An 18,930-nucleotide genomic window follows, 5' to 3' on the forward strand; every position below is an offset into this window, starting at 1 on the left:
CCTTAAGACAATGACAAAAGACCAAAAAGTTGTAGCAATACAAGAGATCAAAGATTTGCTTCAGGATGCGAAAGTAGTTTACGTAGCAGATCTAGACGGTTTGAACGCTGCTAAATCTTCTGATTTCAGAAGACAGGCTTTCAAGCAAAATATCAAAGTGAAAGTAGTAAAAAATACACTTTTACAAAAAGCAATGGAGCAAATTGACGGAGTAGATTTCTCTGAAATGTTTGAAACTTTCAAAGGTAACTCTGCTTTGATGATTGCTGATACAGCTAATGCTCCTGCAAAATTAATCAAAGACTTCAGAAAAAAAGAAGAGAAGCCGGCTTTAAAATCTGCTTTTGTTCAGGAAACTTTCTATGTTGGTGACAACAACCTTGATGCTCTAGTAAGCATTAAGTCTAGAGAAGAAATGATCGGTGAAATCATCGGATTACTTCAGTCTCCAATTCAAAGAGTTGTTTCTGCTCTTCAAAACAAATCTGAAACAGTAGAAGCTACAGCTGAAGAAGCTGCTGCACCTGCTGTAGAAGAAACTCCTGCTGCTGAGGCTACAGAAGCTCCTGCTGCAGAAAGCACTGACGAAACGCCAGCTGCTGAATAATACTCTCAAAAAATTAAATAAATAATCAACAAAAACATTACAACAATGTCAGATTTAAAAAATTTAGCTGAAACGCTAGTAAACCTAACAGTAAAAGACGTAAACGAATTAGCTACTATCCTTAAGGATGAGTACGGAATTGAGCCAGCTGCTGCTGCTGTAGTAGTTGCTGCAGGTGGTGCAGGTGAAGCTGCTGAAGAAAAGACTGAATTCGACGTAATTCTTAAGTCTGCAGGTGCTTCTAAATTGGCTATCGTTAAATTGGTAAAAGATTTAACTGGTGCTGGTCTTAAAGAAGCTAAAGATATCGTAGACGGAGCTCCTGCTGCTATCAAGCAAGGAATCTCTAAAGACGAAGCTGAAGCTCTTAAGAAGCAATTAGAAGAAGCTGGTGCTGAAGTAGAATTGAAATAATTCAATTTACTATAAAATAGGAAGCCCGGACAGCAATGTCCGGGCTTTTTTGTTTTTATAACATCCTGAAACCGTGCATATTTCTCAGTGGTATTTCAATATGTTTGCTGTGTGTTGTTGTATATATGAATATGATTATGAATTTACTCTTATTTAACATAATTAAATATTTATTATTCATAGAATTGTTTATTTAATATCAAAATTTAATATTAAAATATTGTTTTGATTGAAAATTTACTATATTTGTACCGAAAAAAAACACACACATTTGAAAAGAAGTTACTTTATCTTCTATGGCTCTGCTGTAGCATATTGTATCAGTATGCTGGCCGCACTGCAGATAGGAAGTCTAAGCACCATATCATCAACAGTACAGAAATCTACTGTCTCCTTGTGCTATTCTTATAAAACAGATTGTTTTGAAAACCCCGCAGATAACTCAGGGAAAGATAAAGTTGTAAGTTCCGCTACTGAACCGTCTCTTACTGCTGTCAGCTACATTTCTCCGGAAATGGATACTGATAGAGAACAGCAGAAGAATAAGATGAGTTTCAGACACGCATATCATATGAAAACAAGGAGTGCAGAATCTATCCGCCCTGCTTTGGTTCATCATGATTCTTTAAAGGAAATCCTTTCTTTTATAACACCCCATAAACTGTTCGGCAGTCATCAGTATTTAGGCCTTATGTCTATTGATATGAAAATTGGGCAACACGGAAAATCCACCAGGTATTCCGTCGAAGATTCTAAAAGTCTTGGAGGTTTTGATTCTATTATTGAATTTCCGGATAAATTATCTTAATCCTACCGCAGGCACACTACATCCATCCACTTTAACGAAAAATAAACATTTTCCGCTCCTGACCAGAGTGTAAAAAGGACCTGTATGCCTCTTCTCAACAAATGAAACACACAAAAAAAAAGACAAATATCACTACAAATGAAAAACAGATTATTAACGCTCGCGGCTTTGTCCTTCTATATTGGGATAAACGCACAAGTAGGAATTAATACGAATCTAGGCCAGGCAACCCTGGATGTGGTTGGGTCTCCTTCGGTAACAACAAAAATGGATGGGATTATTGCTCCCAGACTGACCGAGACCGAGCTGAATAAAAAAACATATGGGACGGCTCAGACAGGGGCATTAGTATATGTAACACTGGCAGACATTGCTCCGGCTGGACAGACTATCAATATTACCACTCCGGGATATTATTATTTTGACGGGACACAGTGGCAAAAACAAACAGGAACAGAATGGCAGGTGAAAGGAAACGCCAGCGGTGAAATTTCTACATCGGCAGAGGTTTTGGGAGCTGCACCGGCTTCCGCCAATTATTTGGGAACTAAAGGAACTGCCGATCTTGTGATGATCACGGCCAATAAAGTGCATGCGGTCCTTGATGCGGCAGGAGGCTTGTCAGGAGGAGGTGAAAATGCTTCCAGTCTTTCATGGGGAAGTACGAATGTGATCAATGCTACTTCAAATAACATCGCTTTGGGAAGAGGAAATACAGCGACTGCTTCTGCTGCTAATTTCCCTGGAGTCGCCATCGGATCTACAAATGTAGTGAGCAATGGAGGGAAAGCTTTTGGTGCCGGAAATACAGCGGTATCTGCTAATAATTTCGCTTTCGGAGGATTTAACAGAACAGGAAACTCTGTTGCAGTTGCGGTAGGATATTCCAATGATGCTTCAGGGGGAGGTTTTGCTTTTGGAGCCAATAACACGGTTACTCTGAATAATTTTGCTTTCGGAAGTAATAACACGGTAGCCGGAACAGGTTCTATTGCCATAGGGATTGGAGGAACTTCTACAGGTAGCCAGTCTACTTATGCCAATACCACACAGGTGTTTTCCGGACAGGGTGCCGTAGGGACAGTCCTTACTGATGTGGGAATCAATATGAATCCCAATTCCACAAACTATGCAGATCTGGAAGTAAGCAAGGCGGTTCAGATCAAGTCTACTGCTACAAGACCTACCTGTGATGCCAGTAATGCAGGATCTATCATTTATGAGGTAACGACTGTGCTGGGTGTAACATCCGGTAATTTCGTTGGCTGCAAACAGACGAACAATACCACTTATGGGTGGCAGACTTTATAATCATAAACACAAACTCTTAACATAAAATAAAAACAAAACAATGGCAAAAAAATTATTCGATAGATTGGCGGCGATACTCATGGTCTTCATGATGTCTGCAGCATTATCTGCTCAAAAAGGGTACGAGCCTATCCGTGGGATGGGGGTAGAGGCAAAACCTGTGAACAATTCAGGGATCTGTCTGGCGTGTTATAGCGGAAGTATGAATCCGGTAGTGGATGCAAACCTTGATAACAGCGTAAGCATGGGGAACTTTGCTTCCCTTTTAAGTGGAAACGGTATTTCTGTAAAGAATACAAACGGAATGTATCCGGCGGGATATATTACCGGATTTAATGTAGACCTTGGAACAAGTTTCATTACCGTAGACTTGCTAAGCTCTCTAAGAATCAGTACCTATAAAAATGGTGTGCTTCAGGAAACAACCAGCAGCAGTACCTTATTATCTGTTCCTGCATTCGGAGGAAGCAAGAACAGAATTTTTCTTCATTTAAAAACGACAAAAGAATTTAATGAAGTAAGATTATATCAAACGAATGCATTGTCTGTATTCAGTTCAATGAATGTGTATTATGCATTTGCATTCGATCCGGCTAAAGTACCGGTTGATCAAAATAGTATCTGTGATGATATCATTGCGGGAAGTGGTGTAGACGGTAATGTATCGGGAAGCAGCAGTTTCCTGGCTCCGCTTTCATTTATCCAGAATAAAGAAAGAATTGGAGACGGTGACAAAAATTCTTATGGATCTGTTGTATTGCCTGTGGGTCTTCTTGGGTCTTATTCAGTAGGGGTATTAGACAAAAACCAAGTCTATCCGGCTGGAAACAAAACCGGTTTTGTAATTTCTCCTGATGATGAAGGGAAATTATTAAGTGCAGAATTTCTTAAAAATATTACAGTAGAAACGTATTTATATGGTCAGCTTCAGGATTCCAAAACATTATTTGATGGAGGAGGACTGATTAATATTAAAGTTTTAGGCTTTGGTTCAGGAAAACAGAAAGTGACATTGACTTCTTCCAAGCCTTTCAACGAAGTTCGTTTGAAAATTACTCAGACTTTAGGGGTTAATTTAGGATCTCTGAAAGTATACTACGCATTTGAAGAGCCTGCAACTTGCGACTGTAATGATAAGATTCAGACCAGCGGTTCTGCTATTCCCGGAAATATAGTGACTGGATCTAACTGGACTTCAGGGCCTGGATTTCTAGGTCTTATCTTAGCGAAAATGACAAATACGTCAGCTATTGTAGATACCAATACTTCCAATTATGCAACAGCAACGCTTCCTGCAGCTTCATTTCTGAGTATATTCTCAGCTTATGCTACGGTAGGTACTAATACTTTGCTTCCTGCCAATACGTATGCAGGATTTACATTGGAAAAAGCGGCTAACCTGATCGGGGTAAGTGTGCTTGAAAATATTACGGTAACACTTTACAATAATAATACACAGACAGATAGCTTCACGAGTACAGGAAGTTTGATCAGTGGAAATTTCTTCACGACAGATTCTAATAAATTCTATGTGGGAGGAAAATCTACAAAGCCTTTCAATCGTATTAAGGTGACTTTCTACAGTGGTACAGGAGTACGTATCCCTCAAAACTATAATATCTACAATGCTTTTGCAAGCAGAGATGATGATAATGATGGTGTTCCTAACTGTTTTGACCAATGTCCAAACGGTAACGACAGCATTGACTTAAATGGAAACGGTATTCCTGACTGTGCAGAAGGATGTACGGCTGTAAACGATAAATCGCCTACACTGGATACAGATGGAGACGGTATTATGGATGCTTGTGACCTTGACTCTGACAATGATGGAATTCCAGACGCATTAGAAGATCTTGACAAGAATGGTAAATTTGAAGATGACGATACAGAAGGGGTATTCGGACCTGTTCAGGTATTGGGAGACGGAATTGCAGCTTATCTGGATCTTGATTCTGATAATGACGGGATCTTAGATTTATTTGAATCCGGTATTCCAACATCAGTGATCAACCAGATTGATACAGACCGCAACGGTATTATTGATAAAGGTGTGGCGGTAGGAACCAACGGTATTGCAGATATCTTAGAAACTTCTCCGGATTCCGGAATATTGAAATACCCTCTGAAAAATACAGACGGTGATGATAAGCCAGATTTCGTTGACTTGAATTCAAACGGAGATGTTTTTGACCTTTATGCTATCGGTAAGAGTGATCTTGATGATTTTGGAGCAGGATTTATTTCCAGAATTGTGGATCTTGACAAAGATGGTATCCAGGCAGTTGTAGATACAGATCTTGTGAAAAGAGGAGCGCCAAATTCTCCACTTTCACCGTATGCTGCTCTGTTGAAAAACGCTCAGATGAAGTCTGGAAAAGGAATCGACTCTGATATTACAGAAAAGGCTAATGATATTAAAGTATATCCAAACCCTGTAAAATCTGGTGAAAACCTTAATGTAAGATCTGAAGAAAACGGTGTTTATACGTTATTCTCTGCTCAGGGGCAGTTGATTAGATCAGATAAATTCTCAGGTAATACTGAAATCAATACAGCTTCACTTCCGGCTGGAATCTATGTAGTAAAAATAGAAACCAAGTCAACCGTGAAATCTTATAAAATTATTGTGAAGTAATTTTTCATAATCTATACACGAAAGGCCGTCCCTCAGGGATGGCCTTTCTTATGTAAATACGTTTAACGTTCTCAAAATGAAGAGGTTTTATTTGTCTATGTGGATAAGTTTTTGTACCTTTGTCCCTCTTTTGGCGCGAATCATTGTACGAAAATCTATAAAATATTGGAAATCAGCTCTTTCATGGAAAATAATGAAAGGGATTTCTCGTATATAGATACTGCGGCTCATTCCGCCTCAAAAGTAATAAAAATATTTTGCATTACGCTGTGAAAAGATATACCAGCGTTGCAGTTAGAAGTTAGATCAAAGACTTTCTAGAATAAAGAACAAAGAATAAAGACCGATAATTGCGCCAAAATTTTCCCACTTATTCTTTTCTCTTTCCTCTTTTATCTTTTTGTCTTCTTCTGATATTTTTGAATGAATCAAAATATTTTTTAACCCTTTCTTAAAAGTTTTATGAGTAAAACAACAGCAACAACAAGGGGGAATCAGAGAATTAACTTCTCATCAGCAAAAGGAAAAATTATCACTCCTGACTTCCTGGACATCCAGTTAGAGTCTTTCAGAGATTTTTTCCAGCTTGATACCCTTCCAGAAGACAGAACAGACGAAGGTTTATACAGAACCTTCCAGGAAAACTTCCCAATTACCGATTCTAGAAATCAGTTTGTATTGGAATTCCTTGATTATCTGGTAGATTCTCCACGTTATTCAATTAACGAGTGTGTGGAAAGAGGATTGACGTATTCCGTTCCTCTTAAAGCAAGACTTAAATTGTATTGTACAGACCCTGAGCACGAGGATTTCCAAACGGTGGTTCAGGATGTGTATTTAGGCCCGGTTCCTTATATGACGCCTAGTGGATCTTTCATCATCAACGGTGCTGAGAGAGTTATCGTTACGCAGCTTCACCGTTCACCTGGTGTATTCTTCGGACAGACTTACCACGCTAACGGAACTAAACTGTACTATTCAAGAATTATCCCTTTTAAAGGATCTTGGATGGAATTTACGACAGATATCAACAGCGTAATGTACGCTTATATCGACCGTAAGAAAAAGTTACCATTAACTACTCTATTAAGAGCGATCGGTTATGAGTCTGATAAGGATATCCTTCAGATCTTCGACCTTGCTGAAGAAGTGAAAGTTTCTAAAGCTGCCCTTAAAAAAGTGGAAGGAAGAACATTGGCTGCGAGAGTATTGAACACTTGGTTCGAGGATTTCGTAGACGAAGATACAGGTGAAGTAGTTTCTATCGAAAGAAACGAGATCATCTTAGACAGAGAAACTATTCTTGAAAAAGAACATTTAGATCTTATTCTTGATGCTGGTGTGAAATCTATCCTGATTCACAAAGAAAACAGCAATGAATTCTCTATCATCCAGAATACATTACAGAAAGACCCTACGAACTCTGAAAAAGAGGCAGTAGAGTACATCTACCGTCAGTTAAGAAATGCAGATCCACCAGATGAGGAAACAGCAAGAGGAATCATTGAGAAATTATTCTTCTCTGAGCAGAGATATTCATTAGGTGAAGTAGGACGTTACAGACTAAACAAAAAGTTAAGCCTAAACATTCCAACTACAACTGAAGTTCTTACAAAAGAAGATATCATTGCGATTGTAAGACACTTAATTGAGTTAGTAAACTCAAAAACTGATGTGGATGATATTGACCACTTATCAAACAGAAGAATCAAGACCGTTGGAGAGCAGTTAGCAGGACAGTTCGGTGTAGGTCTTTCAAGAATTGCAAGAACAATCAAGGAAAGAATGAACGTTAGAGATAACGAAATCTTTACTCCACTTGACCTTGTAAATGCTAAGACATTAACATCAGTAATTAACTCGTTCTTCGGTACCAACCAGCTTTCTCAGTTCATGGACCAGACCAACCCGCTATCAGAGATCACGCACAAGCGTAGACTTTCTGCACTAGGGCCTGGTGGTTTATCAAGAGAAAGAGCAGGTTTCGAGGTTCGTGACGTTCACCATACCCACTACGGAAGAATTTGTCCGATTGAAACTCCGGAAGGACCAAACATCGGTTTGATTTCATCTCTAGGTATTTATGCTAAGATCAATAACCTTGGTTTCATCGAAACTCCATACAGAAAAGTAGAAAACAGTAAGATCGATCTTACTGCTGACCCTATCTATCTGAATGCAGAAGACGAAGAAGATAAAGTAATTGCTCAGGCGAACGTAGAATTGACTGACAGCGGTGAATTCTTAACAGACAGAATTATCGCAAGACTTGATGGTGACTACCCGGTAGTTGAGCCATCTCAGGTTAATCTTATCGACGTTGCACCAAACCAGATCTCTGGTATTTCAGCTTCATTAATTCCATTCCTGGAGCATGATGATGCGAACCGTGCATTGATGGGATCCAACATGATGCGTCAGGCCGTTCCATTGTTGAAGCCACAAGCTCCAATCGTAGGTACTGGTCTGGAACAGCAGGTTGCTAAAGATTCAAGAATCTTGATCAATGCTGAAGGTACAGGTCTTGTAGAATATGTAGATGCTGATAGAATCACTATTAAATACGAAAGAAGCGACGACGAAGATTTAGTACAATTCGAGTCTGCTACTAAAACATACAACCTTACTAAGTTTAGAAAAACCAACCAGAGTACGACGATTACCCTAAGACCAAACGTAAGAGTAGGTGAGACGGTACAGAAAGGTCAGGTACTTTGCGACGGTTATGCTACAGAAAACGGAGAGCTGGCTCTTGGTAGAAACTTAGTAGTAGCGTTCATGCCTTGGAAAGGATACAACTTTGAGGATGCAATCGTAATCAATGAAAAAGTTGTACGTGAAGACTGGTTTACTTCAATCCACGTAGATGAATATTCTCTTGAAGTTCGTGATACCAAATTAGGTATGGAAGAGCTTACAGCAGATATTCCAAACGTTTCTGAAGAAGCTACCAAAGATCTTGACGAGAACGGTATGATCAGAATTGGTGCTGAAGTGAAGCCTGGAGATATTATGATCGGTAAGATCACTCCAAAAGGTGAATCTGACCCAACTCCTGAAGAAAAACTTCTTAGAGCGATTTTCGGTGACAAAGCCGGTGATGTGAAAGATGCTTCATTGAAAGCAGATTCATCACTAAGAGGGGTTGTTATCAACAAAAAATTGTTCTCTAGAAACATTAAAGATAAAAAGAAGAGAACTGAAGAAAAACTTAAACTTGAAGAGATTGAAAACACTTACAAGGCTAAGTTTGATGAGTTGAGAAATACTTTAATTGAAAAATTAAACACACTGGTAAGCGGTAAAACTTCTCAGGGAGTTACCAATGACCTTGATGAAGAAATCATCGGTAAAGGTGTGAAATTCACTCACAAATTATTGACTTCAGTTGAAGATTACGTTAACGTAAGCGGTGCAGACTGGACGGTAGATAACGATAAGAATGAATTGATCAAACAGTTGATTCACAATTATAAAATCAAGTTCAATGACATCCAGGGAGTTAAAAACCGTGAGAAATTCGCAATTTCTATCGGAGATGAGCTTCCGGCTGGTATCATGAAATTGGCTAAAGTATATATCGCTAAGAAACGTAAGTTGAACGTAGGGGATAAAATGGCAGGACGTCACGGTAACAAAGGTATCGTTTCAAGAATCGTTCGTGAAGAAGATATGCCATTCCTTGAAGACGGAACACCAGTAGATATCGTATTGAATCCACTTGGGGTACCTTCTCGTATGAACATCGGACAGATCTATGAAACAGTTCTTGGATGGGCTGGTCAGAAACTGGGAATGACGTTCGCTACGCCAATCTTCGATGGAGCAACGCTTGATCAGATTACTGAGTACACAGAAAAAGCAGGTCTTCCTAAATTTGGTAACACTCACCTTTATGATGGTGGTACCGGGGAAAGATTTACTCAGCCGGCTACGGTAGGGATAATCTACATGCTGAAACTGGGACACATGGTAGATGATAAGATGCACGCACGTTCTATCGGACCTTACTCACTGATTACTCAGCAGCCGTTAGGAGGTAAAGCTCAGTTCGGAGGTCAGAGATTCGGAGAGATGGAGGTTTGGGCTCTTGAGGCATTTGGAGCTTCTAACATCCTGAGAGAGATCCTGACCGTGAAGTCTGATGACGTGATTGGTAGAGCGAAAACTTATGAAGCTATTGCAAAAGGTGAATCTATGCCTGAACCAGGTATTCCGGAATCATTCAATGTATTACTTCACGAGCTACAAGGTCTTGGACTTGATGTAAGACTTGAAGAATAATTGACGAGAGACTTTAAGACACGAGACACGGGACTTAAAAAAGTCTCAAATCTCAAATCTCTTAATCTTTTAATCTAAAAACAAAACAATGTCAAATAAAAATAAATCAAGTAGATTTAATAAAATAACCATCGGTTTAGCTTCACCGGAATCGATTCTTCAGGAATCAAGAGGGGAAGTTTTAAAACCGGAAACTATTAACTACAGAACGCACAAACCTGAAAGAGACGGGTTGTTCTGTGAAAAAATCTTCGGTCCGGTAAAGGATTACGAATGTGCTTGTGGTAAATACAAGAGAATTCGTTACAAAGGGATCGTTTGTGACCGTTGTGGGGTAGAAGTTACTGAGAAAAAAGTAAGAAGAGAAAGAATCGGACACATCAACCTTGTAGTGCCTATCGCACACATCTGGTATTTCCGTTCTCTACCAAACAAAATCGGTTACCTTTTAGGAATTCCTTCTAAGAAATTAGACATGATCATCTACTACGAAAGATATGTAGTGATTCAGCAGGGTATTGCTAAAAAATTAGACGGTTCTGACTTCGATAACATGGAGTTCCTCACAGAAGAAGAGTACCTTGATATCATGGAAACTCTTCCTGTGGAAAACCAGTATCTTGATGATTCTGATCCAAACAAATTCATCGCCAGAATGGGTGCTGAAGCTGTGGAAGATCTGTTAAAAAGAATCGATCTTGATGCATTGTCTTTCGATTTAAGACACAAAGCTCACAACGAAGGTTCTAAGCAAAGAAGAACTGAAGCTCTTAAAAGATTGAACGTTGTAGAAGCACTAAGAGGTGCTAATACAAGAATGATCAACAGACCAGAGTGGATGATTATGCGTGTGCTTCCTGTAATACCACCAGAACTAAGACCATTGGTTCCATTGGATGGAGGACGTTTCGCAACTTCTGACTTAAATGACCTTTACAGAAGAGTTATTATCAGAAACAACCGTCTGAAAAGACTATTGGAGATCAAAGCTCCTGAAGTAATCTTGAGAAACGAGAAGCGTATGCTTCAGGAATCAGTAGATTCATTATTCGATAATACAAGAAAATCTTCTGCTGTAAAATCTGAATCAAACAGACCATTGAAATCACTTTCTGATTCATTGAAAGGTAAACAAGGTCGTTTCCGTCAGAACTTACTAGGGAAAAGGGTTGACTACTCTGCGCGTTCCGTAATTGTTGTAGGTCCAAACTTACAGCTTCACGAATGTGGTATTCCTAAAGATATGGCAGCAGAACTTTACAAACCGTTCATCATCAGAAAACTGATCGAGAGAGGAATTGTAAAAACTGTGAAATCTGCAAAGAGAATCATCGACAGAAAAGAGCCTGTAGTATATGATATCCTTGAAAACGTGATGAAAGGTCACCCGGTTCTATTGAACAGAGCACCTACCCTTCACAGACTGGGTATTCAGGCATTCCAGCCGAAGATGATCGAAGGTAAAGCGATTCAGCTTCACCCGTTGGTAACAACAGCATTCAACGCCGATTTCGATGGTGACCAGATGGCGGTACACTTACCGTTAGGCCCAGAGGCGATCCTTGAAGCTCAGTTATTGATGCTAGGTTCTCAGAACATCTTGAACCCGGCAAACGGTTCTCCTATTACGGTACCTTCTCAGGACATGGTTCTTGGTCTTTATTTCATGACTAAAGAATTGAGCTCTACAGAAGATATGAAAGTTTTAGGTGAAGGTCTTGCATTCTATTCTCCGGAAGAAGCGGAAATCGCTTATGCTGAAGGAAGAGTTTCATTAAATGCTAAAGTAAGATGTAGACTACCTGTTAAAGAAAACGGAGAGATTTCAACAAAATTAATCGAAACTTCTTTAGGTAGAATTCTATTCAACCAGATTGTACCAAAACAGTCAGGATACGTTAATGAACTATTGACGAAAAAATCACTGAGAAATATTATCGGTAGAGTTTTAGCTGATACTGATTTCCCTACAACAGTGAAGTTCCTTGATGCAATGAAAGATTTAGGTTATTCTAATGCATTCAAAGGAGGTCTTTCATTCTCACTTGGGGATATTGTAGTTCCTGTTGAGAAGAAAAAGATGATTGCTACATCTATTGAAACGGTAGACGAGATTAGAGCCAACTATAACATGGGTCTTATCACCGATACAGAACGTTATAACCAGGTAATCGACGTTTGGACAAACACCAACGCAGGATTAACTGAAATGATCATGAGCAGAATGAAATCTGACCAAGGTGGATTCAACTCTGTATATATGATGCTTGATTCCGGGGCGAGGGGTTCTAAAGAACAGATCCGTCAGTTATCAGGGATGAGAGGATTGATGGCAAAACCGCAAAAAGCTGGTTCTACCGGTGCGGAGATCATTGAAAACCCGATCCTTGCGAACTTTAAGGAAGGTCTTTCGATTCTAGAGTACTTTATCTCTACCCACGGTGCCCGTAAGGGTCTTGCGGATACCGCACTTAAGACTGCCGATGCTGGTTACCTTACAAGAAGATTGGTAGACGTTGCTCAGGACGTTATCGTTACTGAGGACGACTGTGGAACGCTTAGAGGTACTGAAGTTACTGCACTTAAGAAAAATGACGAGATCGTTGAAAAGATCTCTGAAAGAATCTTAGGTAGAGTTTCTCTTCATAACATCTATGATCCGGAATCAGACGAACTAATCGCTGAAGCAGATCAGGTAATTAATGAAGTATTGGCGAAGAGAATTGAAGCAGCAGGATTAGAAGCTGTTGAAGTTCGTTCTCCACTTACTTGTGAAACCAAAAAAGGAATCTGTGCGAAGTGTTACGGTAGAAACCTTGCGACTGGTAAGATGATCCACATGGGTGAAGCTGTAGGGGTTATCGGTGCACAGTCAATTGGGGAACCAGGTACTCAGCTTACGTTGAGAACCTTCCACCAAGGGGGTACTGCAGGTAACGTTTCAGAAAACCCATCTATCGTTGCAAGAAGAGACGGTATCGTTGAAATGGATGAAGTAAGAACAATTACTTCTGAAGATGAAAACGGTAAAACTGCTGAGGTAGTTGTTTCACGTTCAACGGAATTCAGATTGGTAGCGGATAACGAAACCAGAACACCATTGATGATTGCTAACGTACCTTACGGTTCTGAATTAGCAGTGAAGCCTGGTGATAAAGTGAAGAAAGGAGATGTAATCTGTAAGTGGGATCCGTATAACGCGGTAATCATTGCAGAAACTGCAGGTAAGGTTGAATACGAAGACATTATCCAGGGTATCTCATTCCAGCTTGAAATTGACGAACAAACAGGATTCGAAGAGAAAGTAATCTCTGAATCTAGAAATAAGAAAGCCGTACCTACACTGAAGGTGGTAGATTCTAAAGGAGTTGAGCAGAAAGCATACAACTTACCGGTAGGAGCCCACTTAATGGTAAACGATGGTGAAAAAATTAAGGCTGGTAAAGTCTTGATCAAGATCCCAAGAAAATCTGCAAAAGCAGGGGATATCACCGGAGGTCTTCCGAGAGTTACCGAACTATTCGAAGCAAGAAACCCTTCAAACCCAGCGGTTGTTACTGAAATCGACGGGGTAGTTTCTTACGGAAAAATTAAGAGAGGTAACCGAGAATTGATCGTAGAGGCTAAAACTGGTGAAAGAAAAATTTACTTGGTAAAACTTTCTAACCAGATCCTTGTTCAGGAGAATGACTTCGTAAGAGCAGGAGCACCACTTTCTGACGGTTCTATTACACCGGATGATATCTTAAGAATCAAAGGTCCAACGGCGGTTCAGGAATATCTGGTAAATGAGATTCAGGAAGTTTACCGTCTTCAGGGGGTAAAAATCGACGATAAGCACTTCGAGATCATCGTAAGACAGATGATGACGAAAGTATCTATCGTAGATGGAGGTGATACTCAGTTCCTGGAAGGAGCTCTTGAGCATAAGTTTGACTTCTTGGAAGAAAACAACAGAGTGTTCGGTCTTAAGGTTGTAGTAGAAGCTGGTGATTCTAAAGAATTCAAGCCAGGTCAGATGATTACAGCCAGAGAATTAAGAGACGAAAACTCTAAACTGAAGCGTGAAGACCATGCCTTAGTTGAAGTAAGAGAAGCTTTACCTGCTACAGCAACGCCTGTATTGCAAGGTATTACAAGAGCAGCTCTTCAGACTAAGTCATTCATGTCTGCAGCATCATTCCAGGAAACTACGAAAGTTCTTAACGAAGCAGCAGTAGCTGGTAAAGTTGACTTCTTAAGTGGTCTTAAAGAAAATGTAATTGTAGGACACAGAATCCCTGCAGGTACAGGTCTTAAAGAATATCAGAATGTAATTGTGGGTTCTAAGAAAGAATTCGAAGACCTTAACTAAAATTAATGATTTGAAATTTGAGGTTTGGATTTATTTTTATATTTTCACAATCTCAAATTTCGAATTTTAAAAACATATTTTATAACAATGGACAACAATCAAAATCCACAAGACGGAAACATCAACATCGAATTGAACGAAATGGTAGCTGCTGGAGTATATGCTAACTTAGCATTGGTAAACCACTCTCCATCTGAGTTCGTAGTAGATTTCATCCAGTTAATGCCGGGTGTTCAACAGGCTAAAGTAAGATCAAGAATCATTCTTGCTCCACTTCACGCTAAAAGAGTATTATCTGCTCTTCAACAGAACATTGCTAACTACGAGCAGCAGTTCGGAGAAATCAAAGAAGTTGAGCCTTTCGTATTAGGAGGTAACAACGTACAAGCATAAGATTTTTCTTACAATACATAAGGATGCCCCGGTTTTTACCGGGGCATTTTTGTTATATATTATATTTCATTTATTAGATAAATTAATAAGAAACGACTGAACTTATTGATTTCATATAGTATGTATTTCAAGTAAACTATGAGTTTTGATTTAAAATTTACCTATTAATTAATGGATTGTTAAGTTTTTGGCAGAGATAATTAAAGAATGTTGTTTTTCTGCTATTTCAATAGTCCAATTTTATATATTTGCTATGAAAATGATACAGCGGATATGATAAATAATCAATTTATTCTTAATAAATTCGGGTTTCTAGGCGGAGATTTTTTAAACGAACTGCATGCAAATGCCATAGTCACAGACATCAAAGCAAAAACCGAGATTATCAGAGAAGGGCAGAAAAACAAGTATGTCCCGTTTCTGATCAAAGGGTCTATAAAAGTTTTTACTCTTAACGACGGCAGAGAACTCATCTATTACTACATAAAACCAAACGACAGCTGTCTGATGACGTTCTCATCTATCTTTACAGATTACACCAGCAGAATATATGCCGTTGCTGAAGAAGAATCTGAAGTAATTCTTATCCCTGTTTCGGTAGTCCACGAATGGCTCATCCGGTTTCCGGAAATCAACAGGGTATTTTATCATGAGTATGACAAGCGTTTCTCCGATGTCATGAATATGGTGAATGATGCCGTATTTCACAGACTGGACAAAAGAGTCCTGAACTACATCCGTCAGCAGATTTCAGCCACCGGAAACAATCCTCTGAAGATTACGCACCGTGAAATTGCCAGTAATTTGGGAACTTCCAGAGAAGTGGTGAGCAGAGTTTTAAAAAAGATTGAAAATGAAGGTGAAATTATTCAGACCAAAGAAGGCATCAAAATTCCTGTAAATGAAAATGTTAGATCACTCTAATGTATGATGTTTTAATGATTTTATCTTTATCATTGATAAAAACAATTTCTCTGGTGACTTTTATCACATACTTTTGACTTTATAACTCGATAAGTTTGCCATATCATAATTTAATTCAAATAGTATATGACAAAAACTCTCTTATTTTTGTCGGTATTGATATCAGGTCTTGCCTCCGCGCAGGAAGACTTGCTGAAAGATATTGACACACTCAAAACCAATGCAGAAGTATCCCAGCCTGCCTTTAAAGCCTTACAGATAGTCACCGGACAATCCACCAAACTTTCCGCCAAAAAAGAATGGTATATTGTGGTAGCTCACCGTTTCGGGGACATAAGTACAGGATTTAAAAACTTTTTCGGCCTCGATGATGCCTCCACCAAATTAGGGGTGATCTATGGGGTTACAGACGGAATTTCAGTCAGTCTTTCCAGAGAAACGAATATGAAAACATTCGAAGGAGCGGTAAAGTATAAGCTGGTAAAGCAGACTGAAAAAAGTCCTGTAGATATTGTAGGGTACAACGTGATGGCCGTAAATACAGATCTGGATAAAGATAACTATCCTTACCTCAAATTCGGTGACCGGCTTGCTTATCTAACCCAGGCGCTGATTTCAAGAAGATTCAACGAAAAGTTTTCTCTGCAGCTGACCCCTTCATACATTCATAAAAACCTTTACGATCCAGCCCTTGAGGATAAGAATCAGTTTCTTGCCGGATTGGGAGGCCGTTATAAAATTTCCAAAAGAATTTCTCTCAACGCAGAATATTTTGTGAATTTCGACAATCACAGTTACTATAAAAATCCTCTTTCATTAGGGATGGATATAGAAACCGGGGGACACGTGTTCCAGCTTTTATTCTCGAATTCCCAGATCAATTCAGATATCGGTTACCTTTCCAATGCAGCAGGCAAGTGGGGAAAAGGGCAGATATTCTTTGGGTTTAACCTTTATAGAGTTTTTTAAGATGAAAAAGATACTATACATATTGTCATCAGCCGCTTTGTTCATGGCTTGTGACAGCAGGACCTATGAAGAGATTTCGGATAATACACCCATTACGGTAACCGTAAAATACAATGCTGAGGTGAAAACCATTGTGGACAACAACTGCATCAGCTGCCACGGTGGAGGAAGTTTTAAACCTCTGGTTACGTACAGCGATGTAAAGAATAATATAGACGGGATTCTCAACAGAATACAAAGACCCAATGGTGACGCCGGAAAAATGCCACAGGGCGGATCCCTATCACAGACCCAAATCAATGTCTTCATAAAATGGAAAGCCGACGGGCTTGCTGAAAATTAAAAAATATTTGATATGAAAAGATTAGTATTAATGAGTGCCGTGCTGTTTTTTACTGGATTTGCTTCTGCCCAGAAATACAGCACCAAAACAGGGAATGTGACCTTTGAGGCATCCGTTCCGCTGTTCGAAGATGTGTACGCCAAGGATGATAATAATGTAGTGATCCTGAATGCAGATAACGGTGAAATGGCTTCCGTTTCAGTTGTGAAAAATTTCCATTTTAAAACCAAATTAATGGAAGAACACTTCAACGAAAGCTATGCGGAAACCGCAAAATATGCTAAAGCAACCTTTAAAGGAAAGATCGCGAATTTTGATAAAACGAAATTGAGTGCTTCCCCACAGAAATACACCGTTCAGGGAACCTTGAATTTTCATGGCGTAGATAAAGCAGTTACTTCTGCAGCTACGGTTTATGCCAAAGACGGGAAAATATATATGCAGGGAAGCTTTATGGCAAGACCTGTAGACCACAACGTGACCATTCCGAAAATGGTAACCAAGAAAGTAGCAGAAAATGTAAAGGTGGAGTATAATTATGTAATGGCAAAACAATGAAAAACGTACTCCTTATCATCGGTATTTTCCTGAGTTTATCTGTTGCATCAGCCCAGGAAAAAGCAAAATCTATATTTGATATTGCCAGAACCGGAACATTAGCTGAAGTAAAAGATCTCATGAAACAGGATCCGGATATTATCAACAAAACCAATGAAAATGGCTTTTCTCCTCTGATCCTCGCATGCTACAGAGGAAATACGGAAGTGGCTAAATTTTTGATGGACAATGTAAAAGATGTCAATTATAAAAGCCAGGAAGGAACTGCTTTGGCAGGACTTTCTGTAAAATATAATAAAGAGCTGACCACTTACCTGCTAAGTAAAAATGCTGATCCCAACATTGCAGATTCTACCGGAGCAACGCCTTTGTTCTGGGCCGTAAAGTTCGGGAACAAAGAGCTGATCGAGTTACTGCTTAAACATAAAGCAGATAAATCCAAGAAAGATTCAATGGGAATGACTCCTTTTGAATATGCATTACAGACCAACAACAAAGAAATCATCAACCTACTAAAAAATTAAAATGAAAAAAGTTTTACTAACATTCAGTTTAGCTCTTGCCAATCTGGTATGGGCACAGTTTTCCACAGGAACGGTCAGTCTTCCTGCTGCCGGCATGACCGTAAAGATTGTAACGACCGCTACTCAGGTGACTCTTACGCTAACCGGTGACAGCAACTCAATGCTGGGAATAGGGTTCGGAGGAAACGGAGTAGATACTGGCGGAATGGCCAGCGGATCAGACGGATTTATCTATAATTCAAATTCTGCCAGCAGGGATTTTAATTTTATTGGAATGACTACTCCTCAGGTAGATCCTTCACAGGACTGGACCGTTACAACGGACAATATTTCAGGAACTACAAGAACCCTTGTGGCAACCAGAAGTCTTAGCGGAGGAACAGGAGATCACGCGTTTACCAATGATACTTCCACTATCAATGTATTCTATGCCCGAAGAGCGGGGAACCAGTTATTAGGGTACCATAACGCAACCAGAGGATATGCTGCCCTTACGAGAAGCGTATTGGGTACAAGTGAGGCTGTTGCAGAAAGCAAGAAAGTGGGGCTTTATCCAAATCCTGCCAGAGAAACAGTGAGCTTTAAAAATGCAGATAAAATAAAATCTATCGATATTTATGAAACTGCAGGTAGAAAGGTCAGAACGGTACAACCGGACGGTGAAAAGATAGATGTCAGAGATCTGAAACCTGGAATCTATTACTTTGAGATCACATTAAAAGACGGAAGCCTGTCTTATGAAAAACTGATCAAAGAATAAATACACTAAAGTATAAAACATTCATATAAATGCCTCTGATATC

At 39.4% G+C, this 18,930-nt stretch carries 14 protein-coding genes; all 14 read left to right on the forward strand.

All coding sequences use genetic code 11. The annotated features are described in order from the left end of the window. The first annotated feature begins 10 nt into the window (after positions 1-10). The 14 genes from rplJ to BUA72_RS01155 all read left to right on the forward strand — a co-directional run bounded on the left by rplJ (position 11) and on the right by BUA72_RS01155 (position 18,887). The gene (rplJ, locus tag BUA72_RS01090; RefSeq protein ID WP_047452852.1) at positions 11-607 is read left to right on the forward strand and encodes a 50S ribosomal protein L10; all 597 of its coding nucleotides are present in this window, start codon (positions 11-13) and stop codon (positions 605-607) included. A 45-nt stretch (positions 608-652) separates the two neighbouring features. Continuing rightward, positions 653-1,021, forward strand: a complete 369-nt coding sequence (gene rplL / locus BUA72_RS01095) for a 50S ribosomal protein L7/L12 (protein WP_034723387.1) — start codon at positions 653-655, stop codon at positions 1,019-1,021. A 271-nt stretch (positions 1,022-1,292) separates the two neighbouring features. Beyond that, positions 1,293-1,829 (forward strand): hypothetical protein, encoded by a 537-nt coding sequence (locus tag BUA72_RS01100; protein ID WP_139259465.1) that lies wholly within the window; start codon positions 1,293-1,295, stop codon positions 1,827-1,829. Positions 1,830-1,967: 138 nt separating this feature from the next. Further along, complete coding sequence (locus tag BUA72_RS01105; RefSeq protein WP_047452850.1) at positions 1,968-3,140, forward strand: hypothetical protein; 1,173 nt, start codon at positions 1,968-1,970, stop codon at positions 3,138-3,140. Positions 3,141-3,180: 40 nt separating this feature from the next. Next, positions 3,181-5,778: a T9SS type A sorting domain-containing protein gene (locus tag BUA72_RS01110; protein ID WP_083544095.1), complete on the forward strand. Its 2,598-nt coding sequence runs from the start codon at positions 3,181-3,183 to the stop codon at positions 5,776-5,778. 462 nt (positions 5,779-6,240) lie between these two features. Next, positions 6,241-10,062 (forward strand): DNA-directed RNA polymerase subunit beta, encoded by a 3,822-nt coding sequence (gene rpoB / locus BUA72_RS01115; protein ID WP_047452848.1) that lies wholly within the window; start codon positions 6,241-6,243, stop codon positions 10,060-10,062. Positions 10,063-10,150: 88 nt separating this feature from the next. Further along, the gene (gene rpoC, locus BUA72_RS01120) at positions 10,151-14,416 is read left to right on the forward strand and encodes a DNA-directed RNA polymerase subunit beta' (RefSeq protein ID WP_047452847.1); all 4,266 of its coding nucleotides are present in this window, start codon (positions 10,151-10,153) and stop codon (positions 14,414-14,416) included. Positions 14,417-14,503: 87 nt separating this feature from the next. Further along, complete coding sequence (locus BUA72_RS01125; RefSeq protein ID WP_034723398.1) at positions 14,504-14,809, forward strand: DUF3467 domain-containing protein; 306 nt, start codon at positions 14,504-14,506, stop codon at positions 14,807-14,809. A gap of 273 nt (positions 14,810-15,082) precedes the next feature. Next, a complete protein-coding gene (locus BUA72_RS01130) occupies positions 15,083-15,733 on the forward strand; it encodes a Crp/Fnr family transcriptional regulator (RefSeq protein WP_047452846.1) in 651 nt (216 codons plus the stop codon). Between the two features lie 126 nt (positions 15,734-15,859). After that, positions 15,860-16,702 (forward strand): DUF5777 family beta-barrel protein, encoded by an 843-nt coding sequence (locus tag BUA72_RS01135; protein WP_072921419.1) that lies wholly within the window; start codon positions 15,860-15,862, stop codon positions 16,700-16,702. 1 nt (position 16,703) lies between these two features. Further along, on the forward strand, positions 16,704-17,045 hold the full coding sequence (locus tag BUA72_RS01140; protein ID WP_072921421.1) for a c-type cytochrome: 342 nt from the start codon (positions 16,704-16,706) through the stop codon (positions 17,043-17,045). 12 nt (positions 17,046-17,057) lie between these two features. Then, positions 17,058-17,603 carry a YceI family protein gene (locus BUA72_RS01145; RefSeq protein WP_072921423.1) on the forward strand — a complete coding sequence of 182 codons (546 nt, stop codon included), beginning with the start codon at positions 17,058-17,060 and terminating at the stop codon, positions 17,601-17,603. Next, a complete protein-coding gene (locus BUA72_RS01150; protein WP_072921425.1) occupies positions 17,600-18,127 on the forward strand; it encodes an ankyrin repeat domain-containing protein in 528 nt (175 codons plus the stop codon). The genes BUA72_RS01145 and BUA72_RS01150 overlap by 4 nt, the downstream gene beginning before the upstream one ends. 1 nt (position 18,128) lies before the next feature. Further along, on the forward strand, positions 18,129-18,887 hold the full coding sequence (locus BUA72_RS01155; RefSeq protein ID WP_072921427.1) for a T9SS type A sorting domain-containing protein: 759 nt from the start codon (positions 18,129-18,131) through the stop codon (positions 18,885-18,887). Positions 18,888-18,930: the final 43 nt, after the last annotated feature.

This window comes from Chryseobacterium sp. OV279 (assembly GCF_900128945.1).
Classification (GTDB): domain Bacteria; phylum Bacteroidota; class Bacteroidia; order Flavobacteriales; family Weeksellaceae; genus Chryseobacterium.